General features: G+C 55.1%; 19 protein-coding genes. All 19 read right to left on the reverse strand.

Annotation, left to right across the window (positions count from 1 at the left end; translation table 11 throughout):
• Positions 1-2 precede the first annotated feature (2 nt).
• Positions 3-1241 carry a glycosyltransferase gene (locus tag CWE01_RS07490; protein ID WP_177410458.1) on the reverse strand — a complete coding sequence of 413 codons (1239 nt, stop codon included), beginning with the start codon at positions 1239-1241 and terminating at the stop codon, positions 3-5.
• On the reverse strand, positions 1231-3150 hold the full coding sequence (gene asnB / locus CWE01_RS07495; RefSeq protein ID WP_100939893.1) for an asparagine synthase (glutamine-hydrolyzing): 1920 nt from the start codon (positions 3148-3150) through the stop codon (positions 1231-1233). The genes CWE01_RS07490 and asnB overlap by 11 nt, the downstream gene beginning before the upstream one ends.
• Before the next feature lie 60 nt (positions 3151-3210).
• The gene (locus tag CWE01_RS07500) at positions 3211-4422 is read right to left on the reverse strand and encodes a glycosyltransferase (RefSeq protein WP_100939894.1); all 1212 of its coding nucleotides are present in this window, start codon (positions 4420-4422) and stop codon (positions 3211-3213) included.
• 25 nt (positions 4423-4447) lie between these two features.
• Positions 4448-5416 (reverse strand): hypothetical protein, encoded by a 969-nt coding sequence (locus CWE01_RS07505; RefSeq protein WP_100939895.1) that lies wholly within the window; start codon positions 5414-5416, stop codon positions 4448-4450.
• Positions 5417-5427: 11 nt separating this feature from the next.
• Positions 5428-6465: an acyltransferase gene (locus CWE01_RS07510; protein ID WP_100939896.1), complete on the reverse strand. Its 1038-nt coding sequence runs from the start codon at positions 6463-6465 to the stop codon at positions 5428-5430.
• A 56-nt stretch (positions 6466-6521) separates the two neighbouring features.
• The gene (locus CWE01_RS07515) at positions 6522-9695 is read right to left on the reverse strand and encodes a glycosyltransferase (RefSeq protein ID WP_177410459.1); all 3174 of its coding nucleotides are present in this window, start codon (positions 9693-9695) and stop codon (positions 6522-6524) included.
• Positions 9692-11476 (reverse strand): ABC transporter ATP-binding protein, encoded by a 1785-nt coding sequence (locus CWE01_RS07520; protein WP_100939898.1) that lies wholly within the window; start codon positions 11474-11476, stop codon positions 9692-9694. The genes CWE01_RS07515 and CWE01_RS07520 overlap by 4 nt, the downstream gene beginning before the upstream one ends.
• Positions 11469-12251, reverse strand: coding sequence for an ABC transporter permease (locus tag CWE01_RS07525; protein ID WP_100939899.1), 783 nt, complete (start codon positions 12249-12251; stop codon positions 11469-11471). Before CWE01_RS07525 ends, CWE01_RS07520 begins: the two co-directional genes overlap by 8 nt.
• Positions 12248-13336: a non-hydrolyzing UDP-N-acetylglucosamine 2-epimerase gene (gene wecB, locus CWE01_RS07530; protein WP_100939900.1), complete on the reverse strand. Its 1089-nt coding sequence runs from the start codon at positions 13334-13336 to the stop codon at positions 12248-12250. Before wecB ends, CWE01_RS07525 begins: the two co-directional genes overlap by 4 nt.
• On the reverse strand, positions 13333-14427 hold the full coding sequence (locus CWE01_RS07535; protein ID WP_100939901.1) for a DegT/DnrJ/EryC1/StrS aminotransferase family protein: 1095 nt from the start codon (positions 14425-14427) through the stop codon (positions 13333-13335). Before CWE01_RS07535 ends, wecB begins: the two co-directional genes overlap by 4 nt.
• Entirely contained in the window at positions 14420-15007 is a 588-nt protein-coding gene (locus tag CWE01_RS07540; protein WP_100939902.1) for an acyltransferase, read from the reverse strand. The genes CWE01_RS07535 and CWE01_RS07540 overlap by 8 nt, the downstream gene beginning before the upstream one ends.
• A 7-nt stretch (positions 15008-15014) precedes the next feature.
• Complete coding sequence (locus CWE01_RS07545) at positions 15015-15959, reverse strand: Gfo/Idh/MocA family protein (protein ID WP_100939903.1); 945 nt, start codon at positions 15957-15959, stop codon at positions 15015-15017.
• A 54-nt stretch (positions 15960-16013) separates the two neighbouring features.
• Entirely contained in the window at positions 16014-17327 is a 1314-nt protein-coding gene (gene wbpA / locus CWE01_RS07550; protein WP_100939904.1) for a UDP-N-acetyl-D-glucosamine 6-dehydrogenase, read from the reverse strand.
• A 1346-nt stretch (positions 17328-18673) separates the two neighbouring features.
• Positions 18674-20509 (reverse strand): glutamine--fructose-6-phosphate transaminase (isomerizing), encoded by a 1836-nt coding sequence (glmS, locus tag CWE01_RS07555; protein WP_100939905.1) that lies wholly within the window; start codon positions 20507-20509, stop codon positions 18674-18676.
• A 3-nt stretch (positions 20510-20512) separates the two neighbouring features.
• Positions 20513-21289 (reverse strand): DeoR/GlpR family DNA-binding transcription regulator, encoded by a 777-nt coding sequence (locus CWE01_RS07560; protein ID WP_100940053.1) that lies wholly within the window; start codon positions 21287-21289, stop codon positions 20513-20515.
• 120 nt (positions 21290-21409) lie between these two features.
• Complete coding sequence (gene glmU, locus CWE01_RS07565) at positions 21410-22777, reverse strand: bifunctional UDP-N-acetylglucosamine diphosphorylase/glucosamine-1-phosphate N-acetyltransferase GlmU (protein ID WP_100939906.1); 1368 nt, start codon at positions 22775-22777, stop codon at positions 21410-21412.
• Between the two features lie 113 nt (positions 22778-22890).
• Entirely contained in the window at positions 22891-23316 is a 426-nt protein-coding gene (locus tag CWE01_RS07570) for a F0F1 ATP synthase subunit epsilon (RefSeq protein WP_040071848.1), read from the reverse strand.
• Between the two features lie 45 nt (positions 23317-23361).
• Complete coding sequence (atpD, locus tag CWE01_RS07575; RefSeq protein WP_100939907.1) at positions 23362-24738, reverse strand: F0F1 ATP synthase subunit beta; 1377 nt, start codon at positions 24736-24738, stop codon at positions 23362-23364.
• A 27-nt stretch (positions 24739-24765) separates the two neighbouring features.
• Complete coding sequence (gene atpG / locus CWE01_RS07580) at positions 24766-25626, reverse strand: F0F1 ATP synthase subunit gamma (protein WP_100939908.1); 861 nt, start codon at positions 25624-25626, stop codon at positions 24766-24768.
• Between the last annotated feature and the right edge of the window lie 17 nt (positions 25627-25643).

Below are 25643 nucleotides of genomic sequence, written 5' to 3' on the forward strand. Positions count from 1 at the left end.
TTTCATTTGAAGCGCTCATAAAGGTCTTGCAATAGAGCACCTTCAACTTGCCAGCTGAATCGCTCACGAGTGTCCAAAAGGACGTCACGCCAACCCTGCAGTTTCTGACCATCCTGGAAAAAACCGTCAATACCAGCCGCCATTGATTCGGCACTCGACAAGTCCGTCACCTGTCCGATGCCATTATCAGCGACGAAACGACGCAACTCTGGAAGATCGCTGGCGAGGATGGGTAACCCGGCTGCGATAAACTCAAACAGCTTGTTCGGCGTACAATAAAAATTGTTCAGGCAGGTCGCCTGATAAGGAATGACACCCGCGTCCGCGGTGGCGGTGATAGCCAGAAGATCTCGTTGTGGAACAGCAGAATGCAGGTGTACGCGCTGCTCAAGCCCCAGGCGCGCTACTTGGACCTTGAGTGCCCTGCTCAACTGTCCATCCCCCAAAATGACGAGATGTACTGTTTGAAGCTTGACCTGCGCCATGGCATCGACAAGTTCAGGTAAATGCCGACCTGCCGATAACCCTCCCTGGAACAACAGGATCGAATGACTGTGTGGTATCTCGAAATGATCATGCAGATACCAGGAGCGTGGCCCTAGTGGCAGAACTCGTTCAGCGTTGTGAATAACCTGCACATCCACCAGGTCATAGCGTCGCTCCAATTCTTTGGCGATCGACGGATTGACAGTGATCACCAAATCACAGGCGCCAATGTGGCGTTGCTCGATCAACGCCCAATTGCGCCCCTGAGCGCGACTGAATTCCTGTTCGCAATACAACTCGTGACTGTCATACACCAGAGAGGCTGAAAACTCGGCGGCCAACACCCGTCCCACGGCCAACATCGGTAAATCGTGGGCCACTACCACATCGGCACGCATCTGCCGCGCCTGCTGGAGAAACAAGCGCAGGTAAAAACGCTCCTGATCAACCAGAAAGCGCCAGGCGAGCGCCTTGAGCAGCCGCATTGGGCCACCGTTCATAGTCAAATAACGGCGCACGAAACGATACGTCGACAGCACCCGATTCTCTCGAAGCGCCATTTGCGAATCGGCCTGACCGATACGAGACACACGAGGATCGTCCTCGGCAGGATTGTCCAATGGCATTGCCAGAATTCGAACCTGCCAACCGGCCTCCTCGAGGCTATCTGCCTGCAAGAGAATACGTCGATCAATCTGCCGATCATTACAAAGCATCAGTATCGAGCGATTAGCCTCTTTTCCTTCAGTTCGCATTAATCGCCCTGTCTCCATCAATAAAGTTGCGATGCCAGGTTTCCAGGCACAGTAGACCCCAGACCACGCGACCGAATTCACTCTCATTGTTTAGAGTTTTCTCCAGAGCGTCGACGTTGTACAAGCCGCGTTGACGCGCCCGCTCGGACAACAGCGTGTCACGCACGAAATCACGAGCCACACCCTTGGTCCAAGCCGCCAATGGCGTCGGGAAGCCCATTTTGTCTTTGCGGTCGAATATCTGCTGTGGAACGATGTTACGCACCGACTCCTTGAACAGGTGCTTCATGCGTCCGCCGGCAAATTTGACATTCGGCGGGACGCGCGCCATAAACTCGACAATGCGATGGTCCAGCAACGGAACACGGGACTCGATGGAGGCCGCCATGCTGGTGCGGTCTTCAACATGCAACAGCGCCGGCATGGAGCCCTTCAGGTCGAAGTACGTCATCTGGTTGACCAGAGAGTGCAGACCTTCGCGATTAAAGATTTTCTGATAAGCCTCGAACGGCGAGTAGCCCTTGTCAAAAGCACCTTCATTGAACAGGTGTGACATGCCTTCACTGCGATCAATCAAGCGAAAATAACGCTGGTCGGCAGGCGCGAACAAGCCCTCGCGCCACAGCCCCTGCAGCATTGGCTGATAGGTCTTGAGTAATGGTAGGTTGGGGATAATCGATTCCAGCGATACCGCGTAACGATGCTCATTCGCTGTCTCGTTGATGGCGCCAGACAGACACTTCTCCAGGTAGGCGGCCATGTAGCGTGCGTAACCGACGAATAGCTCGTCACCTCCCTGCCCGCCCAATACGACCTTCACCTTTTCTGCGGCCAAACGCGAAACATAGTACTGCGGGATTACACCCGGACCGGCCAACGGCTCATCCATGAAATGCATGAGTTTGGGCAGCATGTCGGCCAGTTCATTGCCTGGAATGTAGATCTCGTTATAGTCGGTGCCGGCAAAGGCCGACACCGCCTTTGCATGTGCCGTTTCGTCAAATTGAGGGCCTTCATGAAAAGCCCCGGTGAATGTCTGGAGCCGCTCCCCTCCCAACATCCTGGAGGCCAGGCAAACGACCGCGCTGGAATCCAGACCGCCGGACAAGTGCGCACCCAGCGGAACATCGGAACGCAGGTGCATACGCACCGAGTCTTCGATTAGAGCAGACAGGTTATCGACGAAGTAACGCTCGTCATGGCTATCATCGATGTCGAATTGCAGATCCCAGTACTGGCGCGTCTTGATCTTGAGCTGCGAGCCTTCATACCAGGCTTTGAGGTGACATCCAGGCTCAAGCTTTTGAACGCCTTTGAATAAGGTCTTTTCTTCGAGGCAAAACTGGAAAGTCAGATAGTCCTGCAGACCATCCGAGTTGGATTCGGGCTTGACACTGCCATCCGCAAAAAGCGCCTTGATCTCGGAAGCAAAACTCAGCTTTTGACCATCAAAATGGTAGTAGAACGGTTTGATACCAATACGATCGCGAGCACAGAACAGCCGCTGTTCCGCGCGGTCCCAAATTGCAAATGCAAACATGCCCAACAGACGATCGACGCAAGCCTCGCCCCACTCGCGGAAAGCGTATAACAACACTTCGGTATCCGAGAAACTCCGTAGTGGGTGGCCACGACCTATGAGTTCGCGACGCAGTTCCAGGTAGTTATAGATCGCGCCGTTGAAAACAATGGTGTACCGACCATCTTCCGTCGTCATCGGTTGTTTGCCGTGCTCAGGATCGATAATTGCCAGGCGCCGATGCCCCAGTGCAACGGGACGTAAAGGATCCAGCCAGATACCCTCGCCATCGGGTCCGCGGTGACGAATACTGTCCATCATTTTCAGAACGGAGCCCTGCATTGACTCCGGGGTTCCTGAAACTGTAATGATCCCTGCAATTCCACACATAAAACATCCTAGCCTAAATAGGCAATGACTGACACAGCGCCCGAATTTCGTCGACGGCGATCAACGAGTAACCTGTTGATAAATACTCAACAGTTTTTCACCTTCAACTTCCCAATTAATGAACTCGCGCGCCTTCACCGCACCCGCTTTCAATGACGCCAGCTGCGCCGGAGCGCTGAACAACTGATTAACGGCAGAGGCGATCAATTCAGCGGAGTTGAGGTCCGCCAACAAGCCATTACCATAGGTCTGTGCGATGTCACGCAAGAACGGTAAATCGTTACTGATAAAAGGCAACTCGGCAATCGCAAACTCAAACAGCTTATTGGGGCTACAGAAGTAGTTATTCTCATCCACCCCATGGTAAGGAATGATGCCCAGATCCGCGTCGCAGGTCAGCTCGTGTAAATCATCTGACGGCACGCCGCCGTAGAAAAAGACTCGCTGCTCCAGACCCCGTTCAGCGACCAGCTGCTTCAACGTGTCTTCGAACGCACCATAACCCACCAGCACCAGATAGGTGCCGTTGGTAAAACTGGCAGCAGCCTCAACGATCCGCTCAATCCCACGGTTATCAGAAATCCAGCCCTGGTAAAGCAGAATTCTGGCATCGGCATCAAGACCAAAGCGCTCACGCAACATCGACGTCGAAGCGATCGGCACCTTGGGAGCCGCATTCATAATCACGTGGGGCACCGTAACAGCGTAACGCTCGCCCATCAGCTTCGCGATATACGGATTCACGGTAATCGCAGCGTCAACTTGCTTGATCAACCGAGACTCTTTTTTCTTGTATTTACGTTGAGTCGCCAGGGGCAGTTGCACTTGAGCGTAATACAATTCATGAGCATCGTAGATCAACGGAACCTGACGAGTTTTTGCCAGTTCGACAGCGGGAGCAAGCATCGGAAAGTCATGCACATGCAGCACATCGACTTGATATTCCGTCATCCGGTCAAGGATGAACTGCTCGAAGCTGTTCACGCTCGCAACACGGTTGGCCCAGCCCCGGAAAAGCCGCCACGCCCACCCATATATTCTGGAGCCTGGTGTCAGGTTACATCGACGTGCCAGGGCATTAAACCGAGAATCGCCCCAGTCGAACATAAAGCGCTCGATTTTTATGCCATTGTGCACATAGGACTCACGTTGCGGGCATTCGAAACCTGCCAACAACGTAACCTGGTGGCCCTGCTCAACCAGCGTTTGAGCTTCCTGCAAAATACGCCGATCAATCATTAAATGATCAGCAGTTGTCATTAGAATATTCATGAACCGTCGCCTTAGCCGTCCTGTGTTACTGGCACTGCGCCAGGTTCAATCTGCTGGCCAGACTATCGGGGTCATAGCTACCGACACCGATCTGTCCACCTTGTTCGGCGCCGTGAGCCTCGATACCATTATAGTAAAGGGTTGGGGTCGCCGCGCCCTCAAAGAAATACATCCCATACTTCAAACCGTCCCAAGCTTTCTCGGTCGTTTCCTTGAAGTTGAAAATAGGTTCTTGACTGGCGCTAATCAAATCACCTGAAGTATTGAAGCACAGGGCTTCCCAGTTATGCTCTGTCTCTACAACCAACACAGGTTTATTATCAACGTGGACAACACCCAGCGTGTAAAGACCGCTATGAGGGTTAAACACGGTGTGGACCGGTCCCACACTACCATCCGCCTTGAGCTCGGCCGATTGAATGACGTTCTCGCCATCAAGAGTCGAGGTATAGAGGATGATCTCTCGACCATTCTGCTTGATGACAAGGGGATCAAGCGCCTTATCACTCATCAGCTTTTTGGGCACATCCCAGTGCAAGCCGTCAGCACTGGTGGCGCGGTAGATCGCCGAATAAGTTGGTTCACCGTCTTCGACCGCGGAAAAATACAGTTCGAAAACGGTTGCACCATCGACCCGCGTATTCCTGACAAATGGAAAGGCGTAACCACCTTTGAATGGCAACTTGTTCTCGTCGAATATATTACCTTGCTTAACATAGTCCGTGGCTGTCTGTGCCAGCGCCAGCTTGATTCTCCAGCGGTGGTCATCACCATAAGCCGAATAAAGCATGGCCGTGCCGTCACTGACATTATAGACCGTAGGGTATTCAACATGCAGAGACTCTTCTGACGCTGGCTGAGTCCGAATGAGAGGCTCACGGCCCCAGTCAAAGACGTCACCTTGCAATAAATTCTTCTGCCACGCATAGCCCAACCCAGCCACTGCCACAAAAACGGCCGACGCCAGAATGATGCGCCCCTTAGAGTAATACACTTAGAAAATCCTTAAAATAAACGGCGAACGAAATTAATTTTATATAGTAAATGAGCGAGTAAAAAAGCCAAGGCCGTTGTCAACACGAAGGTCAGCGGCACCTCAATGAGGGGCTTCATCAACAACGCAGATACCTTGCCATACTGCGAGCGCAGCAACTCCATGAAGATAGGGTGCACGATATAGACCAGTAGTGTTAACGGCGCCAACTTAGTCAACGCAGGAATCTTCAACTTACCCGCGATCTGCAAGCTCAACCCCCAGACACCAATGGCCATCGCGAATACCGTAGGGCTGAAGTAGCTATAAAAATATAACTTCCAGGTATACGTATTGCCCATACCATAGGCCAGTGCCATGGTGCCAAAGACCGTACATAGGTATCCCACCAGCGTAATCATTCCATAGGGAAGATCCGGTCGAAATTTATAAAGGTAATAACCCAGAAGAAAGTAACTTATATAGGACCAAGAAAAACTTCCGCCGTTGGGGGTATACGTTCTGGAGAACGTACTCCACGCAAAGGTGGCCATTGTAATAATGCTTGTTGCAACCACCGCATTACGGAGGTCTTTTTCCTCCATCTGGACCACCATTTGCGATAGCGGCGGCGCGATGAGATACAGCCCAATGATCAGGTAGAAAAAATGCAAATGATAATACGGTTGGCCCATGACGACGGCATTCAGAAAATTGGCCCACACAAAGTCATGCTGAAAATATTTCATCCACAGCGCATAAATCACCGATGAAATGAACAGCACGGCCAACATTCGCGGCACACGCGACTTAAGCATATGGGGATAGGTGGTCTTGCTACTCCCCAAAATGAGTACAGCGCTCAACATCACAAAAACCGGCACGCACCAGTGGGTCAGCGAACTGACGACATTCCCCAGCAGCCAGCCCCACGCACTTAACTCATCCTGCATATAAATCGGTCGCGCAGAAACGTGCAAAAGCACGACTGCCAAACAGGCCACCACACGAACAAAATCCAGGTTCGAATCACGTGGCCGTTCTGCGACACCGTCTTTTAGCTTGGTCATTAAATTCAGGCATCCAAATTGAAAATTGTCGTGGCATCCGTTACATCCAAAACTGACTAGCCCCTACTCTTGGCTATCGAAGCCGAGTACACAGCCGCAATTTCTTGAGCAATACTGGAGCCCGAAAATTTTAACTCAGTGGTTTTGCGTATCACTTTACTGCTGAACTGGGCACGTTGCAGGGCCATTGACAACATCCCCTCCGTCAGGGCCTCCACGCTCATACCGACAACCTGTCCCAATTGAGGGTGTGAAACGATCTCCGCCGGACCGCCGCAACACGTCGTAAGCACCGGCCGACCGCAGCTCATGGCCTCAATCGCTACAACACCAAATGTCTCGCTTTCGCTGGAAATAACCAGAAAATCACAGTGTTGGTAGTGATCCACCAGTTGTGCGCGGTTGGCTTGTCCAGAAAACTCTACCTTCTGCTCAATACCCAAGCTCTTCACCAACGCTTTGGCTTGCTCCTGACCTTCACCCGTCCCCACCAACCGTAAGCGCAACTGCGGCTGTACCTTGACAGCGGCAGCAAACGCCTCAAGCAACACAGGTACCCGTTTTACCGGTACAAAGTGACCGACCCATAATAGATGGATCAACTCGTCAGACGGCCTGGGTTGTTCATTGAACCATTCGGTATCGACCAGATTGCCAATAACTTGCGCACTCACGTCGGGACTGAGCTTGACCTGTTGCCGAATATCCGAGAGCAAAGCCGAGCTGACCGCGATCACCTGATCTGCCGCGTTCAAGGCCTTTTTTGTCATACGCCGCAAATAGCCGGTACGAGTCAGTGTCGTGAACGGTCCAGTATGCTCGGTAATCACCAACGGCACCTTGAACTTGCGGGATAGACAACGACCTGCGGTACCATCGGTGTAAGCCGTATGGGCATGAACCAGCTCGAACGGGAAATCAGCATGCAACCACGCGGCTTGGCGCAGCAACCCATGGGTGTAAGTAGTTGCGTGGGCCTGGAACGGCAGTAGCGCACTGACGATGTAAGGGAAACGGATCAGCGGAACACCATCATGATCTTCCCATTTGCTGACGTTCTGTGACCTATAACTATCCCATGCACGCTTGATGCTTCTGGGATTGAGGGTGTTGACCCAGAAGGGCTCACCACTGACCACTCGGGCATCAATCCCTAATGCTCGAAGGGCCTTGACCTGTTCGTGGACGAAAATGCCGCCGGCCTGGTTATAGTCGCGGGGATACATATGCGATAGGACCAGCACTTTGCCAGGGTAGTCCGCGTCGCTCCGTGGCCGGTGGCCGAGACGGATGTGCAATGCATCGACCAGGCACTGATACTCGATCTTCTCGTCCATCAGGCTGTTGATGCTCCAGTCGAGGCTCTTTACTTTGCCCTCCAAGGCTTCACGCTGGCTTTCCAACCGCCTGGACAATTCATCAAGATAGGCACCCGCCTGGTGTGGCTTGGTCGACTCAGTGGAGCGCTCAGAAACTTCCATGTTCAGACTTTCCAACTCCAGACATAAGGTATTTTTTTCCAGCTCCAGAGCATCAATGTGTTCTGCTGCACCCAAGTGCTCAAGCATGATAATTTGCGCGTGAGTAACTTGCGATTCGAGTGATTTGATGGCCGAAGCGAATACGTGTTGTTTAAGCTCAAGCGCACAGGCTTTCTCAATCAAATGCTCGTTGCTGCTTTGAGCATGGTCGTACCGAGCTTGCAATTCCCCCAATTGCTGTTCACGCAATTGAAGTTGCTCCTCCAATGCTTCGCGCCGCTGCTCCAAAACATTGGCAAGGGTATTCATCTGATCCCATTTGAGCGCCAACTCTTCGATTTGCAAATTATCGACAGCACGTTGCGAGCAGACCTGCTGGTTCTCGTGCAACAACTCATCAATACGCAGTTCTTTGGCGCTGATCAATGTCTCCAGGCTGGCGGCCCGTGCACTCAATTGTGTGAAACTATCCTCGACTTCGGCGCGCTTGCGTTCGAGTTCGTTGGCCAGCGTCGATAGCTTGCTCGACTCTTCACGTACTTGCGTGATGGCTGGATCGTCGCCCAGGCAACAAGCGGTGATCGTGCTCACATCGGTATCAGCAAAGTTCAGCTGCAACTGCAGATCGTCGCTGGGACGAAGCATACGCAAGATGCAGCCATGAGGACCAAAAGGTGTGACAGCCGGAAGAAATGAGCCCGCCCGCTCGCCGCTCGGGCAAGCGGCGTAACGCTTGCGGACGTGGTCGTAAACTTCAAGAGCTTCAAGATGACCAGCGGTCACCTGTACTGACTGTGGGCGTCGGGGAATGGTCACGAGGCCATAATCTGCGTCCCCCTTGAGCCGATAAGGTTCACGTGGATAGTTGGTCGGATCGTCACGCAGCACCAGGCTGGCCAACTGCAAGGTCGAATCACTGAACGGTGCTACAGAAGCGGGGGATGCCCAGTTTTTCTTCAACGATGCACCTCGTTCAAACAGCACAAGGATTTCGCTGTTGTCGGGCATGTCACGCACGCCTTCAGCGACCTGCATTGCTTGCAGGGCCTCGAAGCGGCGCTGCACCATGAGGGCAGAACTGGATTGCTCGACAGCTCCACGGCGTGTAGAGCAATGCGGACAGACGCCATCCTCAAACGGATAGTCCAGCCCTGACAACATACGTGAGGTGTGCAACAGCTCCGGAGCTTCGAAAGTCCAGGATTCGCCAGAAAACCGCACGTCAACGGCGGTGAACGCGGGCTCGAACAACGATACGGCATCAGCAACCGTATAGGAGCGCTGGTGCAAATGAGCGTGATAGCCCAAGCCACAACCCGGGCAAGTGACTTCAGCGGCTTCGAGCAACTCGCGGTAGGGCACCGCCACCAGGATGTAGCGTCCCGAAACCCGCGCTATCTCAGCCAGCGCCTGGGCATAGATAGCATCCGGCAAATGCTCGATCACATCACTGGACAAGGTCAGATCAAAACAGCCATCGGCGAACGGAATCGCGCACAAGTCCGCTACCAAGGCCGGCGCTTGCACATGCTTGACTGCCGCCTCGCTAATATCGCAACCAACGACATCCCAACGCGACATCAACTGGTTGGTCACGGTCCCATTACCGCAACCAGCATCAAGAATGGTTTTCACCGAGTCAGGAACGAGCTCAATCAAATCCTCAGCGACAGCCAGCTGTTCCGACACTGCACTGCGCTTCCATAGATCGTCCTGAGCAAAGTAACGAATCTCGGAGCGTTTATTCATTCCACTGATTCCAGGTTGGCCCATTCGACTGGGTGCACAACAATGCCGCGATCCATACGCATATCGTTTGGCGCGGTGACTCGAATACGGTATTGGCGATCATGGACGTCCAGAGGGTGCTCGCCACTCGACTGCCCCTCAGTCATACCGTCAAAGATCCCGACAGAAATGACATAGTCTCCAGAGCCGACCATCAATGGATCGAACTGCGCCTTGACCAGACCGGTACGTCGTTCGCGAGTGGCCGAGATGAACGGCGACACCACCTGAGAGATACACCGCCCGTCCATACCGTAGATACAAACAATAAAGGCCATGCGAGGGATGTCACGTTTGGCGCCCCATTTCACATTGACGTGAAATGGCTCGCCAAAGGAAAACACTCGACGTGATTCCTGATGCTGGTCAAGAAAATCTACGCCATCGATCCATGCACTGCCTTCGCCATATTCGAAATCAGAACGTTCAGCCAAGACCGAAGTATCGCTGGGTGCAGGTAGCAGGAGTGAGGTACCGAGCGCGAAGCGCTGATTGATGACCTGCCCCGTCCCGGTCACCGGTTCAAGGGCGCCAATCGAGATATATTCCAAACCATCAAATATCTGACAATAAACGGTCTCATCGGGTGCTGTGCCGGAGTGCCTGACGGTAACCGAAAACTCTCCCAGTTCACCCAGACCCAACGGAACCTTGATACTGACCGGCGCATGCTTGTACTGCCCACCGCAATTCTTGAACTCTCGGTAGCTGACGCCTTGGGAAGTTGTTTGCGGCGCCCCCCAGTTCATGTAGCCGTTCGCGGTCAGTAGATGCAGGCGCTGATTGCGATCATCGTCCAGAGCCTCGCCCACCAGCACGTTGTCAATGACTTCGCCGTTACGCTCCAACACCATCTCAAACACAGCAAGGGGGGTGATCGGCGCATCATCAGTCGCGGAGATAAAACGAAGGATCGACACCCGGTCAACCTCGGTGTCGGTCAGCAGCTCACTGACATCGCCGCGGCTGAGCTTCAGATTGATCGCTCGTAGCCGCAACTCCTCCTGCTTACGGATCGAGGCCGCGTAGGACCGACCGATTTCGATCGGGTCCCCATCTGCAACAATTCGTCCGCGCTCGATCCAGATTGCACGATCGCAAATCATCTGCACGGCTGACATGTCGTGGGAAACAAACAGTACGGTTGAGCCCTCGGCAGTCAAGGCGCGCATACGTTTGGCAGACTTGCCGGCAAAGTAGGAGTCACCGGCGCCGAGGATTTCATCGATGATAAGAATTTCTGGACGAATCGCGGTGGCTGCCGCAAAGGCAAGGCGCGAATACATACCAGAGGAATAGGTCTTTACCGGTTTATCAATAAACTCTTCAAGCTCGGCAAACTCCAGCACGTCTTCGAGCAACTTTCTAGCCCGGGCGCCCGTCACGCCCTGATAGGCGAAGGACGACATGACGTTGCTGCGACCGGTGAATTCGGGGTGAAATCCGGTACCCAGCTCCATCAGCGCCTGAACCTTGCCACGCACATTCACCTTGCCCTCTGTAGGCTGAATCAGCCCGGCGATCAGCTTGAGAAGCGTACTCTTGCCGGCACCGTTACGGCCAACCAGCCCTACCCGCTCCCCCGGTTTGATCGTCAATGACATGTTACGCACAGCCCAAAACTCATCGTAGGTTGAGCGGGCAACAGGGAACCCGAGAGCCTCGATCATACGATGACGCGGTGAGCGGAATATCCGGTACATTTTGGCGATAGACGCCAGTGCAATGATTGGCTCAGACATAATCGGCAAACAATGGCTTCAATCGCGAAAAGACGAACCCACCCAAAAAGAGAGTAGAGAATGAGATAACGGTAAAAATGGCCAGCAAACTCGGCTTGATCACACCAATGAACGCCGCATCCCGATACAACATGATCAGGTAGTACAACGGGTTGGGGTACATGAAGGGGATGAGCGCTTTAGGGATCATCTCCTGGGTGTAGGCAATCGGAGAGACCAGCATCAAGAACAGGATCAACACCGCTACCATCTGACTCAGGTCAGGAATGAACACATTAATGGCTGACAGAATCCAGATCAGGCCAACGGTAAAGACGATTTGCAGCACCAAAATCAACGGAATTGCCAGCTGGGTGGCATGCATGATTCCGCGACTCCACAACACGATCAGCAACATGACCAGCCCCACCAGCATGGTCACGCTGCTGGCCAGTACGGTCTTGACCGGAATCAGGTCAATCGGGAATAACGTATTCTTGACCAATCCCTTGTTACCAAGCACCGATCCTACGCCACTGCCCAGTGCTTCCGAAAAACCCAGGAAAGGCACCAATCCGCAAAAAATAAGCAGGACATAATCAAACGTTCCGAACTCTGCGACCCGAACACGATAGATCATCGTGTAGACCACGGCGTACAGGCCGAGGAACAGCAAAGGGTAGAGGAAAATCCAGGCCACACCGAATATCGTCCCGATGAAGCGACTGCGTATATCCGTTAAGGTCGTCGCCCAGAGTACGTGACTGTGGCGCCAGATGATTGCGATGGGGTTCATGGTCGGGTTTTTTCCAGGATAGCGACTATCCGCGCCGAAGCGTTGCCGTCGCCGTAGACGTCTGTCGGGCTCTCGGGGACCGACCTGTTGTTCATAGCGTCATTGATAGCGCTACGGCTAGCCCCCACGAGTTGATTGAAACCCAGTTGAACGGTTTCGACCCATTCGGTTTCATCGCGCAGGGTAATGCAAGGCACACCATAGAAATAGGCTTCTTTTTGCACCCCGCCCGAATCAGTAAGGATGACATTGGCCGATTGCTCAAGTGCAATCATGTCCAGAAACGGCAGAGGATCAACCACATGGAGCGAGCTCAAGCGATGCTCGAGACCATGGTCCTGCAGCAGCTTGCGAGTCCGTGGATGCAAAGGCAGAACCACCGGCATCTGAGCGGATACGTCGGCCAGGCCGGCCATGATTTCACCAAGGCGCTGCGGGTTGTCGGTGTTTTCAGCACGGTGACAAGTGGCCAGGGCAAAAGAGCCTTCCTGCAACCCCAACTGCGCCATGATCCCGCTTTGGGCCCGGGCCTGTTCGCGGTAGAACAGAGCCACGTCATACATGACATCGCCGACATTATGTACACCATCGACGATTCCATCCTTGGACAGATTGTCGACTGCGACCTGGGTCGGGCACAGGAGCAAGGACGAGACACGATCGGAAAGGATACGATTGATTTCTTCCGGCATACGCATGTTAAACGAGCGAAGACCCGCTTCAACGTGAGCAACCGGGATGTGCAGCTTGGCAGCAGCCAAGGCCCCCGCAAGCGTGGAGTTGGTGTCGCCGTAGATGAGCACCCAGTCCGGCTGTTCTTTGAGCAGCACCTGCTCGATACTTTCGAGCATACGCCCCGTCATCGCTCCGTGGGTCCCTCCAGAAACCTCCAGATTGTAGGCCGGTGTCGGGATATCCAGCTCTTCGAAAAAAACCTTCGACATGTTTTCATCGTAGTGCTGCCCGGTATGCACCAGCACTTCAACCATCCGTTGTGGCCCCAGGCTTCTGATCGCCCGTGATACCGCCGCCGCCTTGATGAATTGAGGACGGGCACCAACGATGGTAACAACTTTGACGGTCATGGCTTCAGCGCCTCAGATAAAACATCGGCTATGACTTCCTGGTTGGAAGCGTCAAGATAAGGGTGCATCGGCAAACTCATGATCTGCATCGCAACCGCGTCACCGATCGGCAAATGTGCCAGTTTATCCGCCACCGCAGGCTGCTTGTTCAGGGGAGTCGGATAATGCACCGCAGTGGGAATACCGGCATCTTTCAGGCGTTGCTGAACATCGGCGCGTCGATCGACCCGAATACTGTATTGCGCCCAGCTGCTGGTGTTGTGGACTTCGACATAGGGTACCCAGGGAATCCCGCGCGCCTGCAGCAATTGATCATAACGGCTGGCCACGACCTGACGTTGCTCCAGCTCTTCAGCAAAAATATCAAGCTTGGGCAGCAGAATAGCGGCCTGCAACGTATCCAGGCGGCTGTTCACACCAACTCGAATGTGGTGATAGCGCCGGTCTTGGCCATGCCGGGCAATCTGTCTCAACGCCACCGCCAATTCGTCGTCGTCGGTAAATAGCGCTCCGCCATCGCCGTAGCAACCCAAAGGCTTGCTCGGGAAAAAACTGGTGCAGGCGATAGTACTCAGACTGCACGAGCGTCGCCCTTTGTAGGTCGCGCCAAAACTCTGTGCGGCATCTTCGATCACGGGTACGGAGTGACGGGCAGCAATGGTATTGATCGTATCAAAGTCGGCGCACTGGCCGTAAAGTGATACGGGGATAATTGCCTTCGTGTGCGATGTGATCGCCGCCTCCAGCAACACCGGGTCCAGATTGTAGGTGCGCAGATCTACATCGACGTAGACCGGCTTGGCACCCAACAATGCAACGGCCTCGGCGGTGGCAATATAACTGAAACCGGGGGTGATGATCTCGTCACCCGGACCGATACCGAGTGCCATCAAGGCGATCTGCAAGGCATCGGTGCCATTGGCGCAACTGATACAGTGCTTGACGCCGACGAAACGCGCGAGCTTTTCCTCAAGCTCAGCGACTTCCGGGCCAAGGATGTACTGGCCATGGGCAAGCACCCGTTGAATGCCGGCGTCTATCTGGCTCTTGAGACGTAGTTGCTGGGCTTTGAGGTCAATGAACTCAATCACTATGAGGCTCCTTGCTGAGTGTTTTTCCATCAAGGATGTAACGGTCACCGGTGTGCTCGCACACTGCACTGGTCTGACCTTGGAGAGGCAGGGCTAATTGCTCACCGAACTCGCTCATCCAGCCGATTTGCCTGCCGGGCACACCAACGACCAGTGCATAGGCAGGCACATCTTTATTCACCACGGCACCTGCACCGACGAAAGCGTACTCACCAATGGTGACACCACAGACGACGGTACAGTTGGCACCCAACGTAGCGCCCCGGCGGACCAACGTACTGCGGTACTCACTTTTGCGCTCGATAAGCGAGCGAGGGTTGTAAACGTTGGTGAATACCATGCTCGGGCCGCAGAAAACGCCGTGCTCGATGGTTACGTTGTCGTAGACCGAGACGTTATTCTGGATTTTCACGTTATCGCCGATCACCACCTGGTTGCCGACAAACACGTTCTGTCCCAGCGAGCAATCCTTGCCGATCGACGCACCGGAGCACACGTGCACAAAATGCCAGATTCGACTGCCGTCACCGATCTGTGCGCCCGCGTCAACGATCGCACTGCTGTGGGTCTGATAAGCCATAAAGTCCTCAGCGCAACAAACGGGTCAGGAAGGGATGCCCTTCGCCGTTCTGAGGAGCTGCCTGAACAGCCGTGCGTATAAAGTCAACGGTTTCCACACAGTGACGGGCGTCTTCAATGCCATAGCCCTTGCCATCGAGAATGGCCTGGTAGCTGACGGTATGCAGGTCGGTAAAACCTTCGGAGAACTCGATTTCATCACCATCGACAGTGATCGAGCGGTAGGTCGGTTTCTTGCCTTTGACCGACTCTGGCAGGTCGTCGGCATCAATCGACAGGAACCAGCGAACCCGCGCGTTTTCGTACTCCAGGTAACCCGCAGCCTTATGCTCGTGACTGAAATGAACGACGTTACGTTGCAGTTTGCCGAAAACAAAATGCAGCATGTCGTAGAAATGCACACCGATGTTGGTGGCAACCCCGAACGATTTACGTGGGTCGCCCTTCCAGCTTTCCATGTACCAACGGCCACGAGAAGTAATGTAGGTCAGCTCGACTTCATGCTTGTGTGTGCGCTGCTCATTCAATACGCGATCACGCAGGCTGATGATTGCCTGATGGTGACGTAGCTGCAGAATGTTCCACAGGCGTTTACCGGTTTCCTTTTCGGTCAGAGCCAGTTCATCGAGCATTTTCGGGCTCGGCACCAGTGGTTTCTCGCAAATCACGTCGCAACCCAGACGCAATCCCGCATTGATATGCGAGAAATGCAGGTAATTGGGACTGCATACCGAAACGATATCCAAAGGCTGCTGGCGTTTGAGCGTCCAGGCAAAGTCGTAAAACCGCTCGAACTCTGTAAAAAAGTCGCTCTGCGGCGAAAGGCTGTCGATGATCCCGACCGAGTCGTTGATATCGTAGGCACACACCAGCTCATTACCGGTGTCCTTGATTGCACGCATGTGCCGTGGGGCGATGTAACCGGCAGCACCTATCAGGGCGAATCGTTTCACTGCTTGCTCCAAAATCAACACCCCGGTTTAACCGGGACTAAAAAGCGGTAGACATCAGGCCTTGACGATGTGCTCTTCAGGCAGACGATATTTGCCCCGACTATCGATCAGCAGCTTCGAGTGTTGACGAATCAACTCATAGTCGAAGCGCTCATGGTCAGTGGCCAGAACGACAGCATCAAACGAAGCCAGGTTTTGCGCGGTCAGCACCTCACTGGTCAGGTTGAAGCGGTGCTGACGCATCTTGGGGAACACTTCCACATGAGGATCGCTGTAGGCGACAATCCCACCCTTGGCCTCAATCATCTCCATGATTTCCACCGATGGAGACTCACGCATGTCATCTACGTTCTTCTTGTAGGCGATGCCCAAGACCAGCACACGGCTACCTTTGACGGGCTTACCGCGATCATTCAAACCATTCACCAGCTTTGTGACCACATACTCGGGCATGGCCCGATTCACTTCACCCGATAGCTCAATGAAGCGCGTATGCAAGCCATACTCGCGAGCTTTCCAAGTCAAATAAAACGGGTCGATGGGAATGCAGTGACCGCCCAGACCAGGCCCAGGATAATAGGCGGTAAAACCGAATGGCTTTGTAGCCGCAGCATCGACAACCTCAAAAATGTCGATTCCCATACGGTCGGCAACAATTTTCATCTCGTTGACCAAGCCGATATTCACCGCACGGTGAATGTTTTCCAACAGCTTGGTCATTTCCGCCGCTTTGGTGGAACTCACGGGTACGACTTGATCGATCGCCTGCTCATACAGCGCAATTCCCACCTCGAGACAGGCGCTGGTGTGACCACCGATGACTTTAGGAATCGTGCGCGTTTCGAAATCAGGATTACCCGGATCTTCGCGCTCTGGCGAATAAACCAAGAAGATATTTTCACCAACCCGCAACCCACCCTCTTCGATACGAGGCAGCAATTCTTCCTCGGTCGTTCCTGGATAGGTGGTGCTCTCCAACGACACAATCTGACCGGCTCTCAGATAACGCTTGAGCGCATCGGTGGTGTCGATGACAAAACTCATGTCCGGTTCGCGGTATTTGTTCAGCGGTGTCGGTACACAGAGAATCAGCGCGTCACAATCGGCAACGCGTGCAAAATCCGACGTGGCTTCGAAACCCGATGCACAAGCCTGAGCAATTTTGGCCGCTGGAATATGTTCAATATAACTTTGGCCAGCATTCAGTTTGCTGATTTTGCTCTCATCGATATCAATACCCAAAACGCGGTAGCCGATCGCGTTGTAACGCAACATTAAAGGCAATCCCACGTAGCCCAGGCCGACAATGCCTATCAAGGCATCCTTGGTTTTTAGCCTGGCCTGGATAAGGCTGCGGGTATCTAACATATAAACTCCACTTTTGACGGCCACAAAATTCAGATGCAAAAACGGGCCGAAGAGCTTGGCCGAAAGGGTGAAAGCACAAAATAAGGCACGCAATACAGGTGTGTAAAAGCCTGGGCTTGGGTGATGAACACACCACCAGCACCTCACAGACCCCCACGTGAACACAGCATACTACGGATATATGTAATTTTTCATACACAATTTACACTCGGTACTGGCCATTTGACATCTGTTTTTTGCAAACACCCCAGCCATCACCCAGTGAACATTGGGACTAAAAGGCCACTAGACTAGGGGCTGAACTGTAACCAGAAGCACATAATGACCAAGCCTCACATGCCATACCTGGCCAGCTTTATGCCATCCCCTACACCGAACCCCTTGTAGCCCAAACCTCTACCGCAAGCCCGCACAATCGTTGCCGCAACCACAAACGGGACAAAATGGTCACTCACACCAATGAGTAGTGGCCAACTAACCTCAGTCATATTTGCTAATTAAACTCATTGAGCCATATAGCACAACGCCATTAACATGGGCGAAATGAAACGCTCTCCAAACCAGTCCCGCTACTCAGCTAAGTAAGGACGGCCGTCCGACAATCCGACGAACCCCAAGGCCCCTCTATAACAAAGGACAGCGCGATTACCCGAAAATCCGTGATACCCGATTACGAGAGCGAGCCGTCGACCTACTCGCCACGTTGTCAGTCAGACCGTCCGCGATAACAGAGTTCTAAAAAATTTCTGTATCAACTAGCAAGATCGTACGCATTTCGCAAGACTTTTCTGAAAATAGCAGACTATGTAACAGCACAGTGTTTTACCAGGAAGCCGTTGATGCCCCTCTGCACAAAACCCATACGATACCAACCTACAACGAAGCTACGCTTACCGAGAAAGCAACGCACTCAAACAGATGGACAACCAATCGTTTCGAATGACATTTTTTTGACACATCCACTATGAGCTCGACACCAGACTCCAGATTATTTCTAGATTCATTCCCCCAACCAAAAGTTCATGCCCAGACCAGAAAAACAAATTAATAATTATTTAATTGCTTTTTTATTTAAAATAGTGGTCAAGATATATGGCTGATTCACGAGCTCCAGCCGTAAAGCGTTACAACCATCCATACGACGTTTTTTCAGAGAACAACAATAGAGGCCAGCGAGGAGTTTGACCGCTCGAACCGGGCTAAAAACCATGATCAAATAGGCTATACCCTCATCTGACTCACACATTCAAATCTAGAACAAGACCAGATAGGTCGCGCCGGCAAAAAAAACCCTCTGAACTCAGAGGGGAAAGAATGTTTATTAAACACCTATTGGCTGGCGACTTTTACTCCACCGTCACCGACTTCGCCAGGTTACGCGGCTGGTCGACGTCCGTGCCCTTGAGCACTGCCACGTAGTACGACAGCAGTTGCAGCGGGATGGTGTAGAGGATCGGCGCCAGGGTGTCGTGGATATGCGGCATGGTGATGACGTGAGTGCCTTCGGCATTGACCATCCCGGCGTGCTCATCGGCGAAGACGATCAGTTGACCACCGCGGGCGCGCACTTCCTGCAGGTTGGATTTGAGCTTCTCCAACAATTCGTTGTTCGGCGCGACAGTCACGATCGGCATGTCGTTGTCCACCAGGGCCAACGGGCCGTGCTTCAGCTCACCCGCCGGATAGGCTTCGGCGTGGATGTAGGAGATCTCCTTGAGCTTGAGCGAACCTTCCATCGCCACCGGGTACTGCGCGCCACGACCGAGGAACAGGGTGTGGTGCTTGTCGGCAAACAGCTCGGCGATTTTCTCGACCTTGGTATCCATCGCCAGGGTCTCGCCCAGGCGGGTCGGCAGGCGACGTAGCTCTTCCACCAGCTCCGCTTCGACACCTTCGGCCAGGCTGCCACGAACCTGACCCAAGGCCAGGGTCAGCAGCAGCAGGCTCACCAGTTGGGTGGTGAAGGCCTTGGTCGACGCCACGCCGATTTCACGGCCGGCCTGGGTCAGCAGGGTCAGATCGGACTCGCGCACCAGCGAGCTGATGCTGACGTTGCAGATCGCCAGGCTGCCGAGGAAACCCAATTCCTTGGCATTGCGCAGGGCCGCCAGGGTGTCGGCGGTTTCGCCGGACTGGGAGATCGCGACGAACAGGGTGTCCGGCTGCACCACCACCTTGCGGTAGCGGAACTCACTGGCGACTTCGACCTGACACGGAATCCCCGCCAGACCTTCGAGCCAGTACCGCGCAACCATGCCGGCGTGGTAGCTGGTGCCGCAGGCAACGATCTGCACATTGCGCACTTTGGCGAACAGCTCCGCCGCCTGCGGACCGAACGCCTGCACCAGGACCTGGTTCGGACCGAGACGGTTTTCCAGGGTGCGCTGGACCACGGTCGGTTGCTCGTGGATTTCCTTGAGCATGAAGTGGCGGAACGCGCCCTTCTCGGCCGCTTCCGCGCCGTCGCGATACTGCACCGCTTCGCGCTCGACCTGACGACCATCAATGTCCCAGATCTGCACGCTGTCGCGATGGATCTCGGCGATATCGCCCTCTTCCAGGTACATGAAACGGTCAGTGACCTGACGCAGCGCCAACTGGTCGGAGGCGAGGAAGTTTTCCCCCAGGCCCAGGCCGATCACCAGTGGGCTGCCACTGCGGGCGGCCAGCAGGCGATCCGGTTGCTGTGCGTTGATCACCGCCAGGCCGTAGGCGCCATGCAGCTCCTTGACCGTGGCTTTCAAGGCCTTGGTCAGGTCACCCACCTCCTTGAACTTGTGGTTCAACAGGTGGGCGATGACTTCGGTGTCGGTTTCCGAGGTAAAGACGTAGCCCAGGCCCTTGAGCTGTTCACGCAAGGCTTCGTGGTTCTCGATGATGCCGTTGTGCACCACGGCTATATCGGATCCGGAGAAATGCGGGTGGGCATTGTGTTCGCACGGCGCGCCATGGGTCGCCCAGCGGGTGTGGGCAATACCCAGGCGACCGGCCAGGGGAGCACCGGCCAGGGCCTGCTCCAACTCGCTGACCTTGCCGGTGCGACGGGTGCGCTCCAGCGTGCCGTTATGGCTGAAAACGGCGACACCGGCGCTGTCGTAGCCGCGGTATTCCAGACGCTTCAGGCCTTCGACCAGGATGGCCGTGATATTACGTTCAGCAACTGCACCGACAATTCCACACATGCTCTATTTCTCCTGGCTGGCAACCGCGCAAATGACAGTGATGCCACGGGCCTGAATCTGTTCGCGTACCTCTTTGGGCAAACGATCATCGGTAATAAGGGTATGGATACTGCTCCAGGGCAGTTCCAGGTTGGGAATCCTGCGGCCGATCTTGTCGGACTCGACCATCACCACCACTTCCCGGGCAACTTCCGCCATCACCCGGCTCAATCCCAGCAGTTCATGGAAGGTGGTGGTGCCACGCTCCAGATCGATGCCGTCGGCGCCGATGAACAGTTGGTCGAAGTCATAGGAGCGCAGGACGCGCTCGGCGACCTGGCCCTGGAAAGACTCGGAATGCGGGTCCCAGGTGCCACCGGTCATCAGCAGCACCGGCTCGTGTTCCAGTTCGCTCAGGGCACGGGCGACATGCAGGGAGTTGGTCATCACCACCAGGCCAGGTTGCTGGCCCAGCTGCGGGAGCATCGCGGCAGTGGTGCTGCCACTGTCGATAATGATACGCGCGTGCTCACGGATACGTCCCACGGCGGTTCGGGCAATCGCCTGCTTGTAGCGGGAAATCGCCTGGGCCGGATCGCTGAACAGTTCGTGGGGAATGGTGATCGCACCGCCGTAGCGGCGCATCAACAGGCCGTGGCTTTCCAGGGCCGCGAGGTCCTTGCGAATCGTCACCTCGGAGGTTTCGAAGCGCCTGGCCAATTCATCCACACTGACTTCGCCCTGGTCATTGAGCATGGCCAGGATATTGTGACGACGTTGTGGGGTGTTGCGTTTCGATATGGTCACTTAAGTTTCGATTCGAAAGATAACAGCGGCAATAAGACCTTCGAACCGAAACTTAGTCAAGTGAAATGATCATCGCCTGTGGGTAAATCAACCTGCGCCATCGCTGTGGATAACTCAGGGCCTCTTGATCTTCACCGGCCGCTTCCAGCCTTCGATATTGCGCTGACGGGCGCGGGCTACGCCCAGTTGTCCTTCACCGACGTTCTGGTTGATGGTCGAACCCGCCGCCGTGCTGGCGCCAGAAGAGATATCCACAGGCGCCACCAACGAGTTGTTGGAGCCAATGAAGACGTCCGCACCCAGCACTGTCCTGTGCTTGTTCACCCCGTCGTAGTTACAGGTGATGGTACCGGCGCCGATATTCGTCCGCGCACCGACTTCAGCATCGCCGAGGTAGGTCAGATGCCCGCACTTGGCATCTTCGCCCAGGTGCGCATTCTTCAGTTCGACAAAGTTACCCACATGGGCACGGGCGTCGAGCACGCTCCCCGGACGCAGGCGCGCAAATGGACCGGCATCGCTGCCCTCGCCCATGATCGCACCGTCGATATGGCTGTTGGCCTTGATCGTCACGCCCTTGCGCAGGGTGCTGTTCCTGATCACGCAGTTCGGGCCGATAACCACATCGTCCTCGATCACCACCTGGCCTTCGAGAATTACGTTGATATCAATCAGCACATCACGCCCGACCGTCACTTCGCCTCGCACATCGAAGCGCGCCGGATCGCGCAGGGTCACGCCCTGGGCCATCAACCGCCGCCCCGCACGCAGCTGGTAGTTACGTTCCAGCTCGGCCAATTGCTGGCGGTCGTTGGCGCCCTGCACTTCCATCGCATCCTGGGGTTGCTCGGTGGCGACCACCAGGCCGTCACCCACCGCCATGGCAATCACATCGGTCAGGTAGTACTCGCCCTGGGCATTGTTGTTCGACAAGCGACCCATCCACTCACCCAGGCGCTTGGCCGGCACCGCGAGAATCCCGGTGTTGCCCTCGGTGATGGCCAGTTCCGCCGCGCTGGCGTCCTTCTGTTCGACAATGGCGGCCACCTTGCCGGCGGCATCACGCACGATCCGGCCATAACCGGTCGGGTTGGCCAGCTCGACCGTCAAGAGTCCAAGCTGCTCCGGGCCCGACTGCAGCAACAGGCGGCGCAAGGTCTCGACTTCGATCAAGGGTACGTCGCCGTAGAGGATCAGCACGGTATCGGCGCTGATGAACGGCACGGCCTGTGCCACGGCATGGCCGGTACCGAGCTGCTGGTCCTGGAGGACAAAATTCAGGTCATCGGCAGCCAGGCGCTCGCGCACCAGCTCGGCGCCATGGCCGATCACCACATGGATGCGCTGTGGATCAAGTTGTCGGGCGCTGTGGATAACATGTCCCAACATCGAATTGCCCGCGACCGGGTGCAGTACTTTAGGCAGCGAAGAGCGCATACGGGTGCCCTGACCCGCCGCAAGGATAACGATTTCGAGAGACATGACTGGCTACCAATCCTGGAGTGGTCAACGACTGTGACCGGGTAATAAACGCGGAAAAGAAAAAAGGGTAGCCGAGGCTACCCTTTTTAATCAATCACACAACAAGCGTTGGCTTAACCGCCGAACTTCTTGCGGATCTGCTGGACGGTGCGCAGCTGAGCTGACGCCTCGGCCAGACGAGCGGCGGCGGAACCGTAATCGAACTCCGCGCCACGTTCATGCAGGGCCTTCTCGGCAGCCTTGACGGCTTCCTGAGCGGAGGCTTCATCCAGGTCGGCAGCACGTTGCACGGTATCGGCAAGCACCTTGACCATGTTCGGCTGAACCTCGAGGAAACCACCGGAGATGTAGAACACCTCGGCTTCCCCGCCTTGCTTGATCAGGCGGATCGGACCCGGTTTCAGATTAGTGATCAGCGGCGCGTGACCCAAGGCGATACCAAGATCACCCAGTGCACCGTGCGCAATCACCATCTCGACCAGACCGGAGAAGATTTCACCTTCCGCACTGACGATGTCGCAATGGACTGTCATAGCCATCTGATTGCCTCAACCTAAATTAGCGCCCGTTGCCGGGCGCCGGGATTACAGTTTCTTGGCTTTCTCGATCGCTTCTTCGATGCCGCCAACCATGTAGAACGCTTGTTCTGGCAGGTGGTCGTAGTCACCGTTGAGGATGCCTTTGAAGCCAGCAATGGTGTCTTTCAGGGAAACGTATTTACCCGAGGCACCGGTGAAGACTTCAGCCACGAAGAACGGCTGCGACAGGAAGCGCTGGATCTTACGAGCGCGGGATACCAACTGCTTGTCGGTCTCCGACAGTTCGTCCATACCCAGGATCGCGATGATGTCCTTCAGCTCTTTGTAACGCTGCAGCACGTACTGAACGCCGCGAGCGGTTTCGTAGTGCTCGTTGCCGATCACGTTCGGGTCCAGCTGGCGCGAAGTCGAGTCCAGTGGATCGACCGCTGGGTAGATACCCAGGGAGGCGATGTCACGGGACAGTACGACGGTGGCGTCCAAGTGGGCGAAGGTGGTCGCCGGCGACGGGTCGGTCAAGTCATCCGCAGGAACGTAGACGGCCTGGATCGAGGTAATCGAACCGTTCTTGGTCGAAGTGATGCGCTCTTGCAGCACGCCCATCTCTTCAGCCAGGGTCGGCTGGTAACCTACTGCCGAAGGCATACGGCCCAGCAGTGCGGATACTTCGGTACCGGCCAGGGTGTAACGGTAGATGTTGTCGACGAACAGCAGAACGTCGTTACCTTCGTCACGGAACTTCTCGGCCATGGTCAGGCCGGTCAGGGCGACGCGCAGACGGTTGCCCGGCGGCTCGTTCATCTGACCGTAAACCAGTGCCACTTTGTCCAGAACGTTGGAGTCCTTCATCTCGTGGTAGAAGTCGTTACCCTCACGAGTACGCTCACCCACACCGGCGAACACGGAATAACCGCTGTGCTCGATGGCGATGTTACGGATCAGTTCCATCATGTTTACGGTCTTGCCGACACCGGCACCACCGAACAGACCGACTTTACCGCCCTTGGCGAACGGGCAAACCAGGTCGATAACCTTGATGCCGGTTTCCAGCAGGTCGTTGCCGCCCGCTTGTTCCGCGAAGGATGGCGCAGGACGGTGAATGCCCCAGCGCTCTTCGGTATCGATCGGGCCAGCTTCGTCGATCGGGTTACCGAGGACGTCCATGATCCGGCCCAGGGTCGCTTTACCGACCGGTACGGAGATGGCAGCGCCAGAGTCGACAACGTCCAGACCGCGCTTCAAGCCTTCGGTGGAACCCATCGCAATGGTACGCACCACGCCGTCGCCCAGCTGCTGCTGAACTTCCAGGGTGGTTTCCGCGCCTTGTACTTTCAGCGCGTTGTAGATGCTCGGTACGCTGTCGCGTGGAAATTCCACGTCGATAACGGCGCCGATGATTTGAACGATACGTCCGCTACTCATAGCTGGATCCTCTGAATATTTGAACCGTTAAACCGCGGCAGCGCCGCCGACGATTTCCGAGATCTCTTGGGTGATCGCAGCCTGACGCGCCTTGTTGTAGATCAGCTGCAAATCGCTGATCAAATCACCGGCGTTGTCGGTAGCGTTCTTCATCGCGATCATCCGCGCAGCTTGTTCAGCCGCGTTGTTCTCGACCACCGCCTGGTAGACCTGCGACTCCACGTAACGCACCATCAGGCCGTCAAGCAGCTCTTTGGCGTCCGGTTCGTAGAGATAGTCCCAGTGGTGCTTGAGTTGCTGATCCGGGGTCGCCACCAGAGGAATCAACTGCTCCACTGTAGGCTGCTGGGTCATGGTGTTGATGAACTTGTTGGACACCACGGACAGGCGGTCAATACGGCCGTCCAGGTAGGCATCCAGCATCACCTTGACGCTGCCGATCAGATCGTTGATCGACGGCTCTTCACCCAGGTGGCTGATAGCTGCGACGACGTTACCGCCGAAGTTACGGAAGAATGCCGCACCCTTGCTACCCACTACACACAGATCAATCTCGACGCCGTTTTCGCGGTTTACCGCCATGTCCTTGACCAGGGCCTTGAACAGGTTGGTGTTCAAGCCACCGCACAGACCACGGTCACTGCTCACCACGACATAGCCGACGCGCTTGACGGCGCGGTCGATCATGAACGGGTGGCGGTATTCCGGGTTGGCGTTGGCCAGATGCCCAATTACCTGGCGGATACGCTCCGCATAAGGACGGCTAGCAGCCATGCGCATTTGTGCCTTGCGCATTTTGCTGACCGCCACTTTTTCCATGGCGCTGGTAATCTTTTGCGTGCTTTTGATGCTCGCAATCTTACTGCGAATCTCTTTTGCGCCTGCCATGTAACACCTATCAGGTT

This window comes from Pseudomonas sp. QS1027, assembly GCF_002814235.1.
Lineage (GTDB): Bacteria > Pseudomonadota > Gammaproteobacteria > Pseudomonadales > Pseudomonadaceae > Aquipseudomonas.